The following is a 19,092-nucleotide window of genomic DNA, read 5'->3' as shown; positions in this document are numbered from 1 at the left end:
GTTGATTATATAGTGCTAAGTACTTTTTACATCGACTTTAAGTTTCAGCTTCTGCCCTGGTTGTAAATACTTTTGCCCAGCTAGATTATTCCACTTAATAATATCGTTCACCGATAAGTTAAACTTAGAGGCGATGCGAGCGAGTGAGTCACCGCGACGAACTTTATAGGTGATTGTTCGGTTGGTGCTGACTAGGGCTGTTTGCGTGTTGCTACTTGATTTATAAACTGTGAGCTTTTGATCCAAACGTAAAACGCTGTTCTTCTTTAACTTATTCCATTTAGCCAGTTCATTGATGGTGACATCGTATTCTCGGCTGATATCCCATAGCGTATCGCCACTTTTAACAGTATGCGATAGTTTCTTTTGGCTCTGTTTATTCGCAGCCATGCGAACTTGCTTAGGTAAATGCTCACTATTAATTGCACCATCGGAGAGAGGAACGAGTAACTGTTGGCCAACACGAATGGTGTTTGATTGTAATTTATTGAGTGATTTAATCGCACTGGTGCTAGTAGAAAACTTTTTCGCAATTACTGATAAACTGTCGCCACTGGCAACTTTGTATTGCTGCCAACGCAAGCGATCTTTAATTTCAGTTTTTGCTAATTGCTGTTGAAAATTTTCAACTTTATCTGATGGGATCAATAAAAAGTGAGGTCCATTGGGATCGGTTGCCCAACGATTAAAGCCTGGATTTAAACGGTACAGTTCAGTGAGGCTAATTTGTGCCATATCAGCAGCCAGTGCTAAATCGATTTGTGAGCCTACATCAACGGTTTCTACAACTTGTGCGTTGATGATTGGATTCCACTTAAGACCAAACTCTTCTTGGCGTTTTAATAAATCAGAAAGTGCTAATAAGCGTGGTACATAAGCTGTGGTTTCTTTGGGTAAATCAAGAGACCAAAAATCTGTGGGTAATTGCTTTTTACGATTCTTTTTAATTGCACGTAGTAAACGTCCTTCACCTGAATTATAGGCAGCTATGGCGTTTAACCAATCACCTTCAAGGGTTTTATGTAAATATGACAGGTAATCAAGGGCTGCACGTGTTGACTGCACAATATCGCGACGACCGTCATACCACCAGTTTTGCTTTAAATCAAAACGCTCACCGGTTTGTGGCATAAACTGCCAAATGCCCGAGGCGCTGCGATGTGAGTAACCAAATGGGTCAAATGCACTTTCAACAATGGGTAATAATGCAATCTCAATAGGCATTTCCCGCTTTTCAATTTCTTCTACAATAAAATGCAAATAAGGCTCAGCGCGTTTTGATACGCGATCTAAGTAAGCTTGGTGACGAGCATAATAATTACGCTCAGTCACTACTTGGCGGTTTTGCGGTACTTCAATTGATAACTGGTAACGAACTCGCTCCCATACATCGTCAAAAATAGGGGGAGCGTCATCTAACTCATTTACCTGTAGGTATTGTGCATTGATCATTAATGCATTGTTGATATCGCTAGGGCTTGCGCCTTCTAATTGTTGTGCCGATTGATTGACAACTAACTGTTCATTAGTGTCATCAGATTGTGTTGAAGTCAAAGTTTGACAACCACTTAGCACCAACGCCAAGCTTAAAACGAGGGGAGATCTTTTCATAAATACCAATACATCAGGTAAAAAACTCGGCGAATACTACCCGTTATGAGCCAACATTGCCACTTTATGACCATCTAAAAACTGCAACAGTGGCAATTATAACCCTGTAATAATTTGATTATCATAGGGTAATAATTTTAGAAGTGGTCTTTCCAGGCTCTAAGACCTGCAAAGTTTTGCCAAGGTTCATTATTTTGTAATATATTTTTTGCTTTATATTGATATTCAGTGGGAATGTTTTGACTAATACCCGAAATATCACTGCGCATGAAAGGGTTTATTTTCTGCTCTAAAGCGATAGTGCTAGGTAAGGTAATTTCATCATTTTTGCGTTTCGCATCTACCCATTGTGCATGCTCAATTAAATCGCTGTTAGTAGGCTCTACAGCGAGAGCAAATGCTAAATTTGCTTGTGTGTATTCATGAGTACAATATATTTTACATGTGTCAGGTAGCTGTTTTAATTTATCAAAAGAGTGCTGCATTTGCTCTGCGCTGCCTTCGAATAAGCGACCACAACCACCGCTAAATAATGTGTCACCGGTAAATGCAAGGGCAGGGTGTATATAACAGATGTGGTCTAATGTGTGTCCAGGGGTCGTAATTATCCTGAATTGAGTATCAAACACGGTGACGATATCACTTTCTTTCAGTGGCTTTGTGATCCCTTTAAATGGACTGTCGTTGGGGCCATATACATCAATCCCCGAGAACGCTTTGCATAAAGTGGCTACGCCGTCGGTGTGATCATAATGATGGTGGGTGATTAATATACCCGCAAGTGTTAAGCCTGCATTTTTTAAATGTGTTAACACAGGCTCAGCTTGCCCGGGATCAACAACCCATGCCTGTTGGCTTTGCTCATCGGTGATGCACCAAATGTAGTTATCAGAAAAGGCGTTAATTGCTTTGACTTGCACCATGTTACATTGCTCTATAAAGTGACGATATTAATAGTATAACGAGCTCAGCAGATGAAACCAGCCCTTAGTTTTCAAGAAGGACCCAAACCACTGTCGTGGCATGAGTTTCCTCATGGCGACTACTTACGTTGTGATATTGAGCGAAAAATGGCGAAATGGCTGCCCCGAATGTTTGGCTATCATATGCTTAAACTGGGAAACCTCAGTGGCGAGCTTAACACCACTGCAAGCACAATTAAACATCAAGTCTGTGTGGCCGAGTCAGGCCCGTTTACCGGGGTTGTTGCAGATATAGATGAACTACCATTTTATGAGCACAGCGTTGATGCATGTATTTTAAGCCACTGTCTAGAATATCATTCAGATCCCCACCATATTCTTCGAGAAGCGCACCGTACATTGATCCCCGGTGGTTATATTGTGATAACCGGGTTTAATCCGTTTAGTTTATGTGGCTTGGCTCAATTACTGCCATTTAGTGGCCAAAAGCTGCCATGGACAGGGCGTTTTTTCACCCCTGCGCGAGTAAAAGATTGGCTTAATTTACTGGGTTTTGAGATTGTTAGCGATGAGCGGTTTATTTATTCTTCTTTAGCGCGAGGTAATAGGCTGTCACGCTTTGCACCATGGCGACGTTTTGCCAAGCAATATTTAAAACCTATGGGCAGTGTTTATATGCTGGTGGCACGTAAACGCGTTGCACCTTTAACGCCTATTAAACCAAAGTGGCATGCAAGGCCACAGTTTGCGCCGGTTAAAGGCGCTGGGCTGCGACAAACGTCAAAGCAGCACCGTCAACGGAATAGTTAATTGAGGTGTGAGTTCTTTCGGTAACGCTCCTGCACGTATATTCATTTGTATTGCTGGGTGTAATAGCTTAGGTGCGCTGAGCGTTGCATCGCGGCTCTCTCTGGTTTCAATATATGCTTGCTTTGAGCTTTGCAAATGCACATTCGTCAAACGTTGCTCTGCAACCGTTGTTTTATTGGCAAGTTTACGGCCATTCGGTTGATAATCATGGCACATCCACATAATTGTATACTCTGGCAAAGATAAAATTTTCTGTAATGACTCATACAATTTTTTCGCACTACCGCCGGGGAAGTCGCAGCGGGCAGTGCCACTGTCAGGCATAAAAAAGGTATCGCCGACGAAAACATTGTCATCAATTAAATAACACACGCTATCGGGTGTATGCCCAGGTGTTGTTAATACACCAAACTGACACTCCCCGAACGGATAGTGACTGTTGTCGTTAAACAATTCATCAAAAGGACTACCATCGCAAGGCATGTCGATTTGATATAGTTGGCTAAAGTAGTCTTGTACTTGCGTAATACCGGCACCTGTGCCGAGCTTACATGGATGAGTTGAGCCGAGTTTATGTTTGATGTAACTGGCTGCTGTAATGTGATCTGCATGGGCGTGAGTCTCTAGTAGCCACTCCAGTTTGAGTTTATTAGCGTGTATATAATCAATGATTTTATTTGCGGTTGTAAAACTCAGTGTTCCGCTGGGTGCGTCAAAATCAGCGGGAGGATCAATAATAATAGCGCTACCAGTATTTAAACAACAGACTAAGTAACAAAACGTAGCGCTTTGCTGATGGAAAAAAGACGTAACCGACACTGACATTTTACAACTCCATTATATGATATATCTAAATCTTATATCATATAACTTAATTGTAAAATAGTTTGTGCTGAACTAAATAAGTTGATTACTCAGGTTTGTAGCCTTCATCAATCAATAAGTCATTACTGCCAGCGGCTTCACGGGCAAGATCGTCAACTATCTCGTTGTATTTATTGCCACTGTGACCCTTGACCCATTTCCAAGTAATTGTGTGTCTATTACAGGCTTCATCAAGGCGTTGCCATAAATCGACATTTTTTACCGGCTTTTTGGCAGCTGTTTTCCAGCCACGCTTTTTCCAATTAGCAACCCAAGATTCAATGCCTTGCTTTACATACTGGCTATCTGTGGTGAGGTTTATTTCACAAGGGCGATTAAGACTTTCAAGCGCGACAATGGCGGCCAACATCTCCATGCGATTGTTTGTGGTGAGGGTATAACCTTGGCTCATTTCTTTTTCATGGCCGTTATAAAGCATGAAAATACCATATCCGCCGGGGCCTGGATTACCTAAACATGAGCCATCGGTGTAAATCTCTACGGTTTTTTGCACTGTTTTACCTTGATATTATGTACAATAAAGTGATTATAGAAAGATACCAGAATCAGGCTAAGTTCGATATGCAGCGTAGACAAATAGTTTTAGATACAGAAACCACCGGCATCGACCCAAAACAAGGGCACCGAATTATTGAAATCGGGTGTGTGGAATTAATAAACCGCAGGTTAACCGGTAATAACTTTCACGTTTATATCAATCCGCAGCGCAGCATTGAAGAAGAAGCAATTGATGTTCACGGTATTACCAATGAGTTTTTACGTGATAAACCGTTATATCATCAAATTGCACAGGAGTTTTTTGATTATATCAAAGGCGCAGAGCTCGTTATTCATAACGCGCCGTTTGACGTCGGCCATATGGATAATGAATTTGCTATGCTTAATCAAGGTTATCCTAACACCCATGAATACTGCCAAGTTCTCGACACACTTAAAATGGCGCGTGACTTGCATCCTGGTCAAAAGAATAATCTTGATGCGCTTTGCCGTCGTTATGATGTAGATAACACTAAGCGGACGTTACACGGCGCATTACTGGATTCTGAGATACTTGCAGACGTTTACTTAGCCATGACTGGTGGCCAAGTGAAGCTTAACCTGAATCAAAATAAAGATCAGGGTAATGAGCAACAACAAAAAGAAATTCGTCGTTTAGATGCAAACCGTGCTCCTTTGATGGTACTAAAAGCGTTAGATGACGAACAGTTAGCGCACGAAGCAAGATTAGATATCGTTCAAGATGCTGGCGGCCAATGCTTATGGCGCGCCGAATAAGGCCCACAATGAAAATATACTTATTGGCAATGCTAGTGGCGTTATTAACACCATTTACATTAACCGCAAATAGTGAAGATAAAATCACCTTATTAAAACGCGATGGTGAGCAAAATGAAATCCCGCTATTAGATAACCGATTTCGAATTGACTATAAGGTAAATGAAATCACCTTATTATTTTTTCGCAAGCCTGGGTCGCCTGCTGTCGTCCTAGTCCAGCCTAATGGGAGTAAGCTTTATGCTACTTCTGCGATGAAAGAGCCTAACGTCGATTGGTTTGATGAGCTAAGTTACGATTTAATCACCATCCGAGAGCCGATGGCCGGGCCATGGCAAGTGGTTGGCAGTATTTTACCGGATAGCAGAATTGTGGTTCTTGGAGATATAGACTTAAAGGTAGAGCCCTTGCCGCCACTGTTATTTCGTGGTGAAACGGTCAAAATCACGGGGCAGATCTTGAATGATGGTGAGCCTATCAACGTGGGCTTATTTAAAGATGTGGTGAGTTTGCATGTTGACTTTATAAGTACTAACAATAGTGATTATGCTAATTTTGGTGCGGGTACACATAACGTTGCACAGTTTAAAGATGATGGTCGAGGTTTTGACGAACGACCAAAAGACGGTATTTTTACGGGGGAATTTAAGTTGGCCTTCCCCGCAGGGCAGTGGCAACCAGAGCTATACATTGAAACCCCTTTATTGAAGCGTACCGTTGTTCAGGATGTACTTGAAGTAAAAGAGCCGCCATTTAGTTACGATATTGCACTTGCGCAAGATGATGCACACGAACACACATTGGCTATCACCTTGGATCCAAGTGTGGTGAAGCCCGAAACTGTGCTAATACAGGGGAAAATTTATTACCCCAACAACGAAGAACAAATGTTTAACCTAGAAGGCAGCACAGCTTTAACCCGAGAATTACAGATTAAAAACTATGATTGGGGCCGTTACAGTGTGGAACTCTCGGTATTCGGTACTAATGTCAATGAGCGAGAGTTTATGGCAACATTGCCTACTTATAAATTTGAAATTGAACGCCCAATTGAAGCGGTACCAGAATTACCAGAGCCAGTCATTACAGAAGCTGAACAAAAAGAGATCGACAGAGCGATAAGAGAAGCAGAATCTATGTCGACTATTATGTTTATTAGTCTAATCATCGGTGGCAATTTAGCCGTTTTATTAATAGGCTGGTTGGCAATTCGTGTATTTGTGCAGAAAAAATCTATTTTACCTAAGATAAGCCTCCCTTTTTTGCAGAAAAAAACAGCAGTGGAAGATGAGTCCGACAAAGGTGAAAAAAATGAAGTCGGCAAAAATGGCTCAAAAAGTGATAAATCAGGTGAAATTTTAAACCTTTCGATGTCAGATGACTAAAAAACCTGTAAAAAAACAAAAAAGCCCTTGACGAAGTAGGGGCTGATTCGTATTATTCACGCCGCTGCAAAGGGAGACCTAAGCAGCAAACGAAAATGCGGAGTGGTAGTTCAGTTGGTTAGAATACCGGCCTGTCACGCCGGGGGTCGCGGGTTCGAGTCCCGTCCACTCCGCCAATTTTCGACAATTTGTAAGTAGATGCTGGAGTGGTAGTTCAGTTGGTTAGAATACCGGCCTGTCACGCCGGGGGTCGCGGGTTCGAGTCCCGTCCACTCCGCCAACACTTACACAACATATGGTTGTAAAACATATTCTTATTATGGAGTGGTAGTTCAGTTGGTTAGAATACCGGCCTGTCACGCCGGGGGTCGCGGGTTCGAGTCCCGTCCACTCCGCCAATAAGATAAATAACAGTTTAAATATGCGCTGGAGTGGTAGTTCAGTTGGTTAGAATACCGGCCTGTCACGCCGGGGGTCGCGGGTTCGAGTCCCGTCCACTCCGCCACTATTTAAACACTGTTATATTACAAAATTTGTATGCTGGAGTGGTAGTTCAGTTGGTTAGAATACCGGCCTGTCACGCCGGGGGTCGCGGGTTCGAGTCCCGTCCACTCCGCCAGCAAATTAAGTAATAACAAGCATAATGATATCTCTGCGGAGTGGTAGTTCAGTTGGTTAGAATACCGGCCTGTCACGCCGGGGGTCGCGGGTTCGAGTCCCGTCCACTCCGCCACTTGATATCAATATTAAAATTAGTAAGTGCATTACCCCATGCACATACCACTGCGGAGTGGTAGTTCAGTTGGTTAGAATACCGGCCTGTCACGCCGGGGGTCGCGGGTTCGAGTCCCGTCCACTCCGCCACTTGTTATTTCCTCAATAACAAGTTAAAAAAATACTTTCCTAATTAATAACAGCCAATATATTTTTCTATCAGCTATCAGCTATCAGCTATCAGCTATCAGCTATCAGCTATCAGCTATCAGATCGACTCTTTTATACTAACCTGCTAATATTCCTTATTATTCTTCACTATTCAGCTTCATATATCTGCATGAATTACCAAGAATCTAACCTCACTTTAAAAAAGGAAGCATTAAGATGAGCACATTAGGTCTACAATTAAAGCAGCTAAGAAATAATAAAAAATTGAGCCAACCTGGATTTGCCCAGCAAGCGGGTATAGAGCAGAGTTATTTATCCAAGCTTGAAAACGATAAATCAATTCCCTCTAATGAAATATTTAGAGCTTTATTGATAGCATTAGATCTTTCAATTGATGAGTTTATGAAGCCACTCGTATCGAGTCACGATAAAGCTAGACTGATGCAAATACCCGATGTCGAGCAGTGGTATAAAAGTAAAGAAGTAAAGAGCTCAGCCACGCAGCGTAAGGTTATTTATCTCGCAATGTTTTTAATATCTATTGGTTGTGCATTGTTTTATGCCGGACATGAAAACTATGTGTTCAATGAACGCTTTTACGAATACAAATCTCTAGGTGTGATCAAAACAGAAGAACCTCTGAATGTTTTTACTCATTGGAATATTTATATTATTGAGTCGAATCGAGAGAAAAGAGATGAGAATAATCGGGAAATGTTAGCCAGAAGGGTACCAATTTTTAAGTTAATGGATGAATATGTCGGTGAATCATTTGTTGAAGAAGTCGAGGGAGGGAAACGTGTTTATACTGCAAATGAGCTTTCGCGGACTATGCCACATGCAGGCAATAGTTGGTTTGAGTTTTTAGGTATTTTTTCTGTAGTATTTGGTTTGGCGCTCGCTTTACTGGAGCCTAGATTGACCAAACAATAAAAACGTAATAAAAAGCCTGCGTACAAGAAATGCAGCAGGCTTTAATTCAAATTGGCTTACAATTATCCTTGTGGGCCAAATAACTCTTTTAAGTAAGTATCTAAAAAGTTGAGATACGCGTTTGAGGCACTAATACGGTTTTCTTTTTTAGTAAAACCGTGACCTTCGTCGTCAAATAATACATATTCAACGGGAACGCCATTGGCTTTTACCGCGGCGACCAGCTCATCGCTTTCAACTTGTAATACGCGCGGATCGTTAGCGCCTTGTATAACCATTAAAGGCTTAGTGATGTTGCCAGCATGAAACAGCGGTGAAATAGCACGGTGACGTTCACCATCAGTGGCGGGGTCGCCCATTTCATCGTACAGCGCTTTTTTAAAGCTTTCCCACCACGGTGGAATAGAGTTGAGTGTTCTTACCCAGTTGGTAACACCAAATATATTAATACCCACTTTGAACTCTTCTGGCTCAAAGGCAAGGGCTGCTGCAGTCATAAAGCCGCCATAACTGCCACCCATAATGCCGATTTTATCTGCATCAACCCAGTCTAAGCTCTGTAAGTGCTTTTTACCGTATACAATATCTTGTAGATCGTCGGTACCATGCTTTTTGTCATCTAGATGGAAAAATGTTTTACCATATCCGGAGCTACCACGGTTATTGACGGCAAAAATAGCATAACCGTGGTTCACTAAGTGTTGTTGCATTGCGCTATAACCCGTTCGGCTTTGCCCGCCAGGGCCACCATGCACCCACACAAGCGCAGGAACTTTATTGCTGCTACTGGCTTGTTTTGGTTTATACAATACACCAGGTATTTCTAAGCCATCAAAGCTTTTAAAGCGCACGATGGTACTCTCTACTAGGTCGTTTTGATCAATATCTTCACTTAATGTATTTGTTAGTTGCTTGGCTTGAGCATCGCCGACTTGCCAAACAAATAAATTGCTAGGTGAGGTGTCTGAGTTTAAGTAAAACGCCATTGTTTGCTCGTCGCTGGAGAAGCTTACGCTGCGTAAATTACCCGCCGGTAGCTTAGGCATGGCAATTTCTTTACCTGTTTTTGTATCTTTGACGGTTACTTTTGTACTGGCATCAGCATTAACACCACTGACTTGATAGCGGCCCGACTTAGAAAAATAAATGAAGCTGACGTCCCAATTATCTTTTAATGCAGGTGTATGTTCGCCTGTGGCTAACTCATAACGCCATACTTGAGAAAACTCACCTTTAGCGTCTGTAGAGTAATATAAATAGTTACTATCAACAGAGAAGGTGTCAGGCGTATATTGAGCTGGTGTATCGTGCTTTGAAATCAATTGTGGCTTGAGGGACTTTTTATAAGTATCGAGAATAAACGTATCACTATCTTTATTGGTATTATTTTTAGACAGTGCTATATAGCGGCCATTTGGGCTAATGGCGCCGACATCTAAACCTAAGGTGTTTTGATATACTGGGGTGACTTGATACGTTTTACTATCAACACGGTATAAGTCCATAAACTTGGCATCACGCTGATTACTGGTAATAAAAAACTGACTGCCATCTTTGGTGAAGCCTGCAAAGCTCGCTCTGGTTTCATCGCCCGGGGTTAAGTCTTTGATAGTACCATCAAGCTCCCGTACATAAATATGGTAACGTTCGTTACCGCCAGAGTCTTTAGTGAATAACACTCTGTTGTCACTAGGGAAGTAGCGTACAGGGTAGGTGCTGTCTTCAAAGTTGGTCAAGCGTTGTTTATCGCCTGTTTTAACATCGACTTCATATAAGCTGTAAATGCCGCTTTCATCACTACTGACTAAAATTTTATCGCCGGAGGCTGAAAAGCTACTGCCCATAATTGATGTTGTATCAAAAAAGGTTTTAGCGTTATATTTTTTTACCTGCTGTGTTTGCTCTGCTTTTACTGGGCTGCTGGTGGAGGTAGTTGATTGACTACAACCAGCTAATGTAAGCGATACTGCACAGGTGATGCAGGCAAGTTTGAGGGCTTTTTTCATGATTCACACTCCTTGGATTATCGTTATTTTATCGTGTATTAAGTGTTAACCGAACGTTTTTTAAACGCAAGCTTTTGGCAACTCGGATACGCAATAAAGTGTTACAAAGCGTGTATCGTTTTGGTAACTGAAATATATATACAGCACTAGGTGGTCAAGGTAAAACAACGTTTGGTTTTTGGGCTTTATTTAATCAAGCAAATAGCCTGCTGCTGGCAATTGGTATTGTTTGGTGTTTAATACAACAGTTCTTAGCGCAAAAAAAAACCAGCACATTATGCGCTGGTTTGGATGGTTATAACAGGTTTGTTACTGGCCGTGTATTAACTGCTCATCAGTTAAGCCGCATCAGCCTTGTTGTCCGCACTCTTACGGGCGGCTTTACCTGCTAATAAATCTGCAGGGTCAAAGTCGTCAACGTTGATAGTGTCTAAACGCGCTTTTTCAACTTCGGCCAGCTTGTCAGCTTCGGCTTGCGTTAAAATACCAGCATCAAGGCCCATTTGCGCTACTTTATCAAGTTGGAAGAAAGGCAGTTTAACGCCTTTTTCACGGCATACTTTGTCAAATAGCGGCTCAACGGCTAGCACGTCTTTAAGCGTTTGTTCTTGACGTCCCACTAGGTTAAGCGGCTCATTGGTTAAATATACATAACTTGCTAAGCGGTTACGGGTTTCGCTAGGTGCTTGCAATATTTGCGCTAATTTATGCTCCAGTTTGTCAGTTGGTTTACGAACCGGGCGACCAAACGGGAATAACATAAGCTTAAGTGCTGCACGTAGCGGTGCCGATGGCATATTGTTAATTAAATCTGCTAATGCACGTTGGCAGTGGTAAAGGTGATCTTGGCAGCTCCATTGAACAAGTGCAAAATCTTCTTTTTTACGGCCTTCGTCGTTATAGCGTTTAAGCGTAGCAGACACTAAATACAAGTAACTTAGTAAGTCACCTAAACGAGCTGAAATACGTTCTTTGCGTTTTAGTGAGCCACCAAACACAGCCATACTAATATCTGACATTAACGCAAGTGATGCACTAAAGCGCGATGCAATACGGTAAAACTCAGCTGTTTCATCTTTATAAGGCGTGCTAGTAAAACGTGCGCCAGTAAATGCTAACCACTTAGTACGTACTAAATTAGAAATAGTAAAGCCGATGTGGCCCATTAGTGCTTTATCAAATACCGCAAGTGCTTCTTCACGGTCTTCAATTGAACATGCGTTTAACTCAGTTAAAACAAATGGGTGACAACGGATAGCCCCTTGACCGTAAATAATCATATTACGAGTCAAGATATTTGCGCCTTCAACAGTAATGGCAATCGGCGCACCTTGATAGCCACGACCTAAATAGTTATTTGGCCCAAGCATGATGCCTTTACCACCATGAACATCCATTGCATGAATCGTTGAATCACGCATTTGTTCAGTCAGGTGGTATTTAATAATGGCTGAAACAACGGATGGCTTTTCACCTAAATCGACCGCACCGGTAGACATACTTACCGCTGCATCTGAGCTGTAAGCGTAACCTGCAAGTTTAGCGAGTGACTCTTCAACCCCTTCCATTTGACCGATTGGTAAACGGAACTGGCGACGAATACGGCTGTATGAACCACTAGCCAGGGCGATGGTTTTAATCCCGCCAACAGAGTTTGAAGGTAAGGTAATGGCACGACCAACAGATAAACATTCAACCAGCATACGCCAGCCTTGACCTGCCATTTCAGGGCCACCAATAATGTAATCAAGTGGCACGAAAATGTCTTTACCGCGAGTTGGGCCATTTTGGAACGGCACATTAAGCGGGAAATGGCGACGGCCAATTTCAACACCAGGCATATCCGTAGGGATGAGGGCGCAGGTAATACCAAGCTCTTTAGTATCACCTAAAAGGCCATCAGGGTCTTGCATTTTAAACGCAAGGCCAAGTACGGTGGCAACAGGTGCAAGGGTAATGTAACGCTTGTTCCAGGTTAAGCTAATACCAACAACTTCTTCGCCTTCCCACATACCTTTACATACTACGCCGTAATCAGGAATAGCACTGGCATCAGAGCCAGCCTCAGGTGAAGTTAGGGCAAAACATGGAATTTCTTCACCGCTCGCTAAACGGGGTAGGTAATGATTTTTTTGATCTGTCGTACCGTAGTGCTGTAGTAACTCGCCTGGACCTAATGAGTTAGGTACCCCCACAATTGACGAAAGCAGGGTAGATTTACTAGTTAGCTTTTGTAATACACACGATTGTGCAAAGGCAGAAAACTGCAGGCCGCCGTATTCTTTTTTGATGATCATGGCAAAGAATTTATTATCTTTTAGATATTGCCAAACATCTTGTGGTAAATCAGTTAGCTCGTGAGTGGCTTCCCAATCATCTAGCATACTACATACTGTTTCAACCGGCCCATCAATAAATGCTTGCTCTTCAATGGTGAGCTTAGGCATTGGGTACTGATGTAATTTTTCCCAATCTGGACGACCGCAAAATAAATCGGCTTCCCACCACGTAGTACCTGCATCAATGGCTGATTTTTCAGTTTCAGACATGGTCGGCGTTACTTTTTTAAACGCAGCAAAGATTGGTTTTATAATGTATTGCTGGCGAATGCCAGTAACAGAAAGTGGCACAGCGATGATTAAAAAGATTAACCAGCTAATTGCGCCAAAAGCACCTGCAAAGGTACCAATAACAAGGGTTGCGATAGAAACGCCAAGGGCAGTGTTCCAGCTCGCTCTGTGGTAACTCGCGATGCTGAGCAGCACGATTAAACCAAGTGTAAATATGAGTGTCATGTACTTAATCCTTAATAGAGGTCAGACCACCTTCGTTAGAGTAGCGCTAGAATCGGTAATTATCAAGTGGCTAATTACGATTATCGTGAGTTTAGTCACCCGTTTGTAAAGAGTATAGGGTATAGAGCTAACATAAGCTTGCCTTGATCTAGCTTATGTTTAACAATGCTAGCCACTATCCCTGTTGTTAATTTATGAAAATTGCGTTTTAAAGGTTAATTTATTTTATGTGTGAGTTGCTTGGCATGTCGGCGAATGTTCCGACAGATATTTGTTTTAGTTTTTCCGGCTTGCTAGAGCGCGGTGGTAACACAGGCCCTCATAAAGATGGCTGGGGCATAACCTTTTATGAAGGCAAAGGGTGTCGTACTTTTAAGGATCCTGAGCCTAGCTGCCAGTCTGAAATTGCCAAGTTAGTTAAGGCATACCCAATTAAAAGTGTCTCTGTGATAAGCCATATTCGCCAAGGTAATCGGGGTCGAGTGTGTCTTGAAAATACTCATCCATTTACACGCGAGTTATGGGGGCGCGAAATTACCTATGCGCATAATGGTCAGTTATCAAATTATCATGATTTAAAACCTGAGTATTATCGCCCTGTCGGTAACACTGATAGCGAACTGGCTTTTTGTTGGTTGCTCGATAAAATTCGCGAAAAATACCCAAAACGCCCATCGAATATGGCATCAGTTTTTCGTTATGCCGCGAAACTTTCACACACGCTCAAAGAAAAGGGAGTGTTCAATATGCTGCTTACCGATGGGGTCTATGTGTTAGCGTATTGTACTAATAACTTACACTGGATCACCCGTCGTGCCCCGTTTGGTAAAGCAACGCTAATTGATGCAGATATGGTAGTGGATTTTCAACAAGAAACCACGCCAAATGATGTCGTGACTGTGATTGCTACTCGACCGTTGACCAATGATGAACGCTGGCAGAAAATGGAACCGGGGGAATTCGCGTTATTTAAAATGGGTGAGTTAATTTAGCCGTCAGCCGTCAGCCGTCAGCCGTCAGCCGTCAGTTTCAAGTTTGAAGTAGTTATAAACCGTAAAATAAAAAGCCCAAGTTATGATTGTCATACTTGGGCCTTTCATCTTACGTAGAAACAAATTTACTCTGGGGCTATTTCGCTTTTTACAGCTTCTGGAACAGCAACAGGGCTGGTGACGGTGAATGACTTCATTTGCACTTCAAATTGTTCTACACCTTTTTCGCCTTTCCACATCCTAACAAGCATGTAGTCCATTTCAGGCGCAAACCAAGCAAGGGCTTGACGTTTATCGTTATCGTAAAGGCGCTTTACTTTAATCGCTTCAATATTACCAATAGGAAGTGAGATCATTTCTTTGCCTACTACTTCAAAATTGTAATCGCGACAGTTACCTTTTTTATCGACTAGCGGGTAAGACAAATCAGTTTTACCCATTTTTAAGTCTTCGCGCACTTGTACTTGATATGAAATGGAGTCTTGGAAGTGTTCGCTCCATTCACATTTTAATGGGTATTTACTTTCACTACTATTGACGAGCTTTTCTGCGTTATTAAACGATAAAGTATATTCTTTATCAGGACCGGTACCGGTGCGGATCATGCTGTAATCCACAGGAGATACTTCATTGTTACTAAAAGTGAAATTGGACGTTTCTTTGCGAGAATCAGAGAAGATCATCCATTCAATATCACTGTGGTAACTCACTTGATAACTATTATCTGAGATTTTTTTGAGTGTTCTTACACCTTGCCCATGATTTTCGCCTTTACGCAAAATATCATAATTGGCTTCGAATTGTGTAAGCTCGCTGGCGATTAAGCTAGTAGGAAGTAAAGTGCCCGCACACAGTAGTAGGGCACTTAGTTTTTTATTGTGGGTAGTCTGCGCCGTGTGTTGGGAGTTTGTTTTCATCAAGAACTGCATAATCTGCTTCCATCGTAAGTCGTTGTTCACTGAACCATTTGACCACCAAAGGATAGATTATATGTTCTTGTGCATGCACACGCTTTGCTAATGTTTCAGCAGTGTCATCTGCTAACACAGGTACTTTGGCTTGAAGAATAACGGGACCGCCGTCTAATTCTTCAGTGACAAAGTGCACGCTTACACCATGAACGTCATCTTTTGCATCTATTGCTCTTTGGTGGGTATTCAGACCCTGATACTTAGGCAACAAAGAAGGATGAATGTTCAACATTTTTCCTTTAAATTTTTGCACTAAGCTAGGAGTAAGAATACGCATAAAACCAGCTAATACAACTAGATTTGGTGTAAAAGAGTCAATAACGTTCATTAATTTTGCATCATAGGCTTCACGCGAGTCAAAATCTTTATGGCTGAGCACTGCTGTTGCAATGCCCGCATTTTTTGCTCGCTCAAGGCCATAAGCGTCTGCCTTATTACTAATGACAGCCGCTATGTTTGCGTTTATCTCGCCATTATTACAGGCATCAATGATGGCTTGTAAATTAGAGCCACTACCTGAAATTAAGACTACTAGACGAGCAGGGGCCATTAATCACGGCCGCCTAGGATTTCTACTTGTTCTTCGCCTGCTTTAGCGTCTTGGATTTCACCAAGGTGCCACGCATTTTCGCCAAGATTTTTTAAGATGCTTAAGCTTTGCTCAAGTTTGTCGGCAGGAACCACTAAAACCATACCTACACCACAGTTAAATGTGCGGTACATTTCATGAGTCGTGATGTTACCGTTTTCTTGTAACCAGTTGAAGATACCAGGCCATTGCCAGCTATCACCTTTTACAACTGCTTTTGCAGATTCAGGTAATACACGTGGGATATTTTCCCAAAAACCACCACCGGTGATGTGAGAAAGGGCATGCACATCTACTTGCTTAAACAATTCAAGTAACTGCTTAACGTAAATACGTGTAGGCTCAAGCAGTGTTTCGCCTAGAGTTTTACCTTCAAACTCAGCGTTAGTATCAGCGTTTGATACTTCAAGTACTTTACGAATTAACGAAAAGCCGTTTGAATGAGGGCCGCTAGAAGCAAGAGCAATTAATTGGTCACCAGCAGCTACTTTAGTGCCGTCAATGATATTGGCTTTTTCTACAACGCCAGTACAAAAACCAGCCATGTCGTAATCTTCACCTTCGTACATGCCAGGCATTTCAGCAGTTTCACCACCGATTAGGGCACAACCTGAAAGTTCACAGCCTTTACCAATACCTGTTACAACGTCTGCAGCTGTATCAACATCAAGCTTACCTGTTGCATAGTAATCTAAGAAAAATAATGGCTCAGCACCTTGAACGATAAGGTCATTCACACACATAGCAACTAAGTCGATGCCCACGGTATCGTGTTTTTTCAGGTCGATAGCCAAACGTAATTTAGTACCCACACCATCAGTGCCTGCAACTAAAACAGGTTGCTTGTAACCCTCAGGGATTTCGCACAGTGCGCCAAAACCGCCAATTCCGCCCATAACTTCAGGACGACGGGTTTTTTTAACTACGCCTTTAATACGCTCAACAAGTGCGTTACCGGCATCGATATCTACGCCCGCGTCTTTATAACTTAGAGACTGTTTTTGTTCGCTCACAGGTTTTCCTCAAAAAAGTTGCATGGTTTTGCATGTGTATGCTTAGAAACGCGCGTATTTTACAACAATTGCTGGTGCGCGGCTAGTTCAAATATAAGTTTAGCTCTATTGACAAGGACAGTTGTCCGCATAATGACTTAAAGGTACTAGGGAATAGTCTATAGGGTACTGTATTAGCGTCGATGATAGCCTCGACGCTAAATTAAAAGAATTTACTATTTGCTAGAACCTAAGCCTTTGCCGTTAAAATTGCGCGCAGTGGTGCAGGGTAGCCTTCAATGGTTTTACTAATATCGTTCGGATCTAAGAAATCGATCAGTGATTCGTTTTCCATCCAGTCAGATTTTCGTTGTTCTTCTAGGGTGGTTATTGCACAGTCTTTTACTTGTACATCTTTAAAACCAACGCGTTCCATCCACAGCTTTAATGCTGCAGTACTGGGTATAAACCACACATTACGCATTTTGGCATAGCGGTCTGTAGGGACAAGTACAGTATTTTCATCGCCTTCAATAACCAATGTTTCAAGTACCAGTTCACCACCGGGTCTAAGTTGGGATTTTAATTGCGCAAGAAAATCAATCGGTGAACGGCGGTGATAAAGTACACCCATCGAAAATACCGTATCAAATGCTTTGAGTTCAGGTAGCGCTTCAACGCCTAGTGGCAATAGGTGTACATTTTCGTCTGGGTTAAAGTGTTTAATGGCTTGAAACTGGCACAAAAACAAATCAGATGGGTCGATACCAACAACAAATTCAGCGCCTTCACCACGCATACGCCATAGATGATAACCAGAGCCACAGCCAATATCTAACACTGTACGACCTTTGAGCGGCTCAATATGAGGTAATAGTCTGTCCCATTTCCAATCGCTGCGCCATTCGGTGTCAATTTCAATGCCATGTACGCTAAAAGGGCCTTTACGCCAAGGCATCATGCGCTTTAATAAGTGCGTTGTTTGCTTTTGCTCGCCTTGCGTCATTTCGCCCGGCGCGCCAATTTCCACTTTATCGTTGATGTTAATGTGTTTAGTGTGTACTTCGGGTAAGTTTTTTAACACTTTTTGCCATTTTGGCAAATCACCGTGGCTGGCCTCATTTTGCCAATGCTTTAATTGGCTTGGCAGTACTTCGAGCCAGTGACTCAGTGGGCTTTGTGCAATGGCTGCATAAAATTGGTTAAACCATGAAGACATTAAATATTTCCTAAATTATTTTATTGCAACTAATGAGCAAAAATTAAAACATTGATACCACACCTGAGTTTGGCTAAAGCCGATGTTCTTTAGGCGAGTGTAATGAGAGCTTAAGGTATCAGGGCGCATTACATTTTCTATAGCGGTACGTTTTTGGCTTATTTCTAATTCTGAATAGCCGTTGTGACGTTTGAAGTCATGATGTAAGTCAATCAGCAAGTTATCGCACTGCTCGTTTTCGCCTTTTACTTTTTCACTTAGCAGTAACACACCGCCGGGTTTTAAATTAGCGTAAATTTTTTCAAGTACGGCTTGACGCTGGGCTGGCGGAATAAATTGAAGCGTAAAGTTCATCGCCACTACCGATGCATTTTCAATATTAAGCTCGTTAATGTCGCCAAGAGTAACTGTTACTGGCACTTCGGAGCGAAAACCTTGTAAATGTAATTTACAACGCTCAACCATGGCTTCGGAGTTATCAACTGCAATAATATGGCAGTTATCAGTACGGATATTCCGGCGCATACTTAAGGTAACGGCACCAAGGGAGCAACCTAAATCATATAAATTAGAGTTACTTTGTGCGTATTCACCAGCAAGTTTACCCATTGTGCTAACAATAGTGGCATATCCAGGCACTGAGCGCTGGATCATATCAGGGAATACTTCTACTACGTTTTGGTCAAAGCTAAAATCTTTAACCGCTTGCTCTGTGGCATAAATACTGTCTTTTACAGTCACACAAACAGTCTCTTTGAAAAATAATAGAACTATTTTAGCATTTTATGCTGGATAGTCAGTGATAATTTCAGTAGCTTGGC

The 19,092-nt window shown here is 42.1% G+C and carries 16 protein-coding genes and 7 tRNA genes; 12 read left to right on the top strand and 11 right to left on the bottom strand.

The annotated features are described in order from the left end of the window. Positions 1 to 15: 15 nt before the first annotated feature. Together NQT69_RS06360 and gloB are read right to left on the bottom strand one after the other, a co-directional pair. On the bottom strand, positions 16 to 1,611 hold the full coding sequence (locus tag NQT69_RS06360; protein WP_256826850.1) for a lytic transglycosylase: 1,596 nt from the start codon (positions 1,609 to 1,611) through the stop codon (positions 16 to 18). 137 nt (positions 1,612 to 1,748) lie between these two features. Next, positions 1,749 to 2,534, bottom strand: a complete 786-nt coding sequence (gene gloB / locus NQT69_RS06355) for a hydroxyacylglutathione hydrolase (RefSeq protein WP_256826849.1) — start codon at positions 2,532 to 2,534, stop codon at positions 1,749 to 1,751. Between the two features lie 51 nt (positions 2,535 to 2,585). Between gloB and NQT69_RS06350 the strand changes: the two genes are divergently transcribed. Further along, positions 2,586 to 3,344: a class I SAM-dependent methyltransferase gene (locus tag NQT69_RS06350; RefSeq protein ID WP_256826848.1), complete on the top strand. Its 759-nt coding sequence runs from the start codon at positions 2,586 to 2,588 to the stop codon at positions 3,342 to 3,344. Here the strand turns inward: NQT69_RS06350 and NQT69_RS06345 are convergent. Then, complete coding sequence (locus NQT69_RS06345) at positions 3,315 to 4,169, bottom strand: MBL fold metallo-hydrolase (RefSeq protein WP_256826847.1); 855 nt, start codon at positions 4,167 to 4,169, stop codon at positions 3,315 to 3,317. The genes NQT69_RS06350 and NQT69_RS06345 overlap by 30 nt on opposite strands. 85 nt (positions 4,170 to 4,254) lie before the next feature. Further along, positions 4,255 to 4,722 (bottom strand): ribonuclease HI, encoded by a 468-nt coding sequence (gene rnhA, locus NQT69_RS06340; RefSeq protein WP_256826846.1) that lies wholly within the window; start codon positions 4,720 to 4,722, stop codon positions 4,255 to 4,257. Positions 4,723 to 4,790: 68 nt separating this feature from the next. Between rnhA and dnaQ the strand changes: the two genes are divergently transcribed. The 10 genes from dnaQ to NQT69_RS06290 all read left to right on the top strand — a co-directional run bounded on the left by dnaQ (position 4,791) and on the right by NQT69_RS06290 (position 8,707). Then, positions 4,791 to 5,504, top strand: coding sequence for a DNA polymerase III subunit epsilon (dnaQ, locus tag NQT69_RS06335; RefSeq protein ID WP_256826845.1), 714 nt, complete (start codon positions 4,791 to 4,793; stop codon positions 5,502 to 5,504). Between the two features lie 8 nt (positions 5,505 to 5,512). Continuing rightward, positions 5,513 to 6,889 carry a TIGR03503 family protein gene (locus NQT69_RS06330; protein WP_372822935.1) on the top strand — a complete coding sequence of 459 codons (1,377 nt, stop codon included), beginning with the start codon at positions 5,513 to 5,515 and terminating at the stop codon, positions 6,887 to 6,889. 99 nt (positions 6,890 to 6,988) lie between these two features. Further along, positions 6,989 to 7,065: transfer RNA gene (locus tag NQT69_RS06325), tRNA-Asp, on the top strand. Positions 7,066 to 7,092: 27 nt separating this feature from the next. Beyond that, a tRNA-Asp gene (locus tag NQT69_RS06320) sits at positions 7,093 to 7,169 on the top strand. A gap of 41 nt (positions 7,170 to 7,210) precedes the next feature. Continuing rightward, positions 7,211 to 7,287, top strand: a tRNA-Asp gene (locus NQT69_RS06315). Positions 7,288 to 7,317: 30 nt separating this feature from the next. Then, positions 7,318 to 7,394, top strand: a tRNA-Asp gene (locus tag NQT69_RS06310). A gap of 37 nt (positions 7,395 to 7,431) precedes the next feature. After that, positions 7,432 to 7,508, top strand: a tRNA-Asp gene (locus NQT69_RS06305). Positions 7,509 to 7,545: 37 nt separating this feature from the next. Then, positions 7,546 to 7,622: transfer RNA gene (locus NQT69_RS06300), tRNA-Asp, on the top strand. 54 nt (positions 7,623 to 7,676) lie between these two features. Beyond that, positions 7,677 to 7,753, top strand: a tRNA-Asp gene (locus tag NQT69_RS06295). 237 nt (positions 7,754 to 7,990) lie between these two features. Further along, positions 7,991 to 8,707 carry a helix-turn-helix domain-containing protein gene (locus tag NQT69_RS06290; protein ID WP_256826844.1) on the top strand — a complete coding sequence of 239 codons (717 nt, stop codon included), beginning with the start codon at positions 7,991 to 7,993 and terminating at the stop codon, positions 8,705 to 8,707. A gap of 62 nt (positions 8,708 to 8,769) precedes the next feature. On the opposite strand, the gene NQT69_RS06285 is transcribed toward NQT69_RS06290, so the two are convergent. Further along, a complete protein-coding gene (locus tag NQT69_RS06285) occupies positions 8,770 to 10,713 on the bottom strand; it encodes an alpha/beta hydrolase family protein (protein ID WP_256826843.1) in 1,944 nt (647 codons plus the stop codon). Between the two features lie 338 nt (positions 10,714 to 11,051). After that, positions 11,052 to 13,508: an acyl-CoA dehydrogenase FadE gene (fadE, locus tag NQT69_RS06280; RefSeq protein WP_256826842.1), complete on the bottom strand. Its 2,457-nt coding sequence runs from the start codon at positions 13,506 to 13,508 to the stop codon at positions 11,052 to 11,054. 227 nt (positions 13,509 to 13,735) lie between these two features. Between fadE and NQT69_RS06275 the strand changes: the two genes are divergently transcribed. Next, positions 13,736 to 14,500 carry a class II glutamine amidotransferase gene (locus NQT69_RS06275; RefSeq protein ID WP_256826841.1) on the top strand — a complete coding sequence of 255 codons (765 nt, stop codon included), beginning with the start codon at positions 13,736 to 13,738 and terminating at the stop codon, positions 14,498 to 14,500. A gap of 125 nt (positions 14,501 to 14,625) precedes the next feature. On the opposite strand, the gene NQT69_RS06270 is transcribed toward NQT69_RS06275, so the two are convergent. From NQT69_RS06270 to cmoA, 5 genes are all read right to left on the bottom strand, one after another. Further along, positions 14,626 to 15,417 (bottom strand): DUF3108 domain-containing protein, encoded by a 792-nt coding sequence (locus NQT69_RS06270; protein ID WP_256826840.1) that lies wholly within the window; start codon positions 15,415 to 15,417, stop codon positions 14,626 to 14,628. Beyond that, entirely contained in the window at positions 15,374 to 16,021 is a 648-nt protein-coding gene (purN, locus tag NQT69_RS06265) for a phosphoribosylglycinamide formyltransferase (protein WP_256826839.1), read from the bottom strand. Before purN ends, NQT69_RS06270 begins: the two co-directional genes overlap by 44 nt. Continuing rightward, positions 16,021 to 17,073 (bottom strand): phosphoribosylformylglycinamidine cyclo-ligase, encoded by a 1,053-nt coding sequence (purM, locus tag NQT69_RS06260; RefSeq protein WP_256826838.1) that lies wholly within the window; start codon positions 17,071 to 17,073, stop codon positions 16,021 to 16,023. Before purM ends, purN begins: the two co-directional genes overlap by 1 nt. 229 nt (positions 17,074 to 17,302) lie before the next feature. Beyond that, the gene (cmoB, locus tag NQT69_RS06255; RefSeq protein WP_256826837.1) at positions 17,303 to 18,271 is read right to left on the bottom strand and encodes a tRNA 5-methoxyuridine(34)/uridine 5-oxyacetic acid(34) synthase CmoB; all 969 of its coding nucleotides are present in this window, start codon (positions 18,269 to 18,271) and stop codon (positions 17,303 to 17,305) included. A 15-nt stretch (positions 18,272 to 18,286) separates the two neighbouring features. After that, complete coding sequence (gene cmoA / locus NQT69_RS06250) at positions 18,287 to 19,012, bottom strand: carboxy-S-adenosyl-L-methionine synthase CmoA (RefSeq protein WP_256826836.1); 726 nt, start codon at positions 19,010 to 19,012, stop codon at positions 18,287 to 18,289. Between the last annotated feature and the right edge of the window lie 80 nt (positions 19,013 to 19,092).

Source organism: Pseudoalteromonas shioyasakiensis (assembly GCF_024518675.1).
GTDB classification, from domain to species: domain Bacteria; phylum Pseudomonadota; class Gammaproteobacteria; order Enterobacterales; family Alteromonadaceae; genus Pseudoalteromonas; species Pseudoalteromonas shioyasakiensis_B.
Note: the sequence above shows the minus strand (reverse complement) of the source record. Positions and strands in the feature narration are given on the sequence as shown.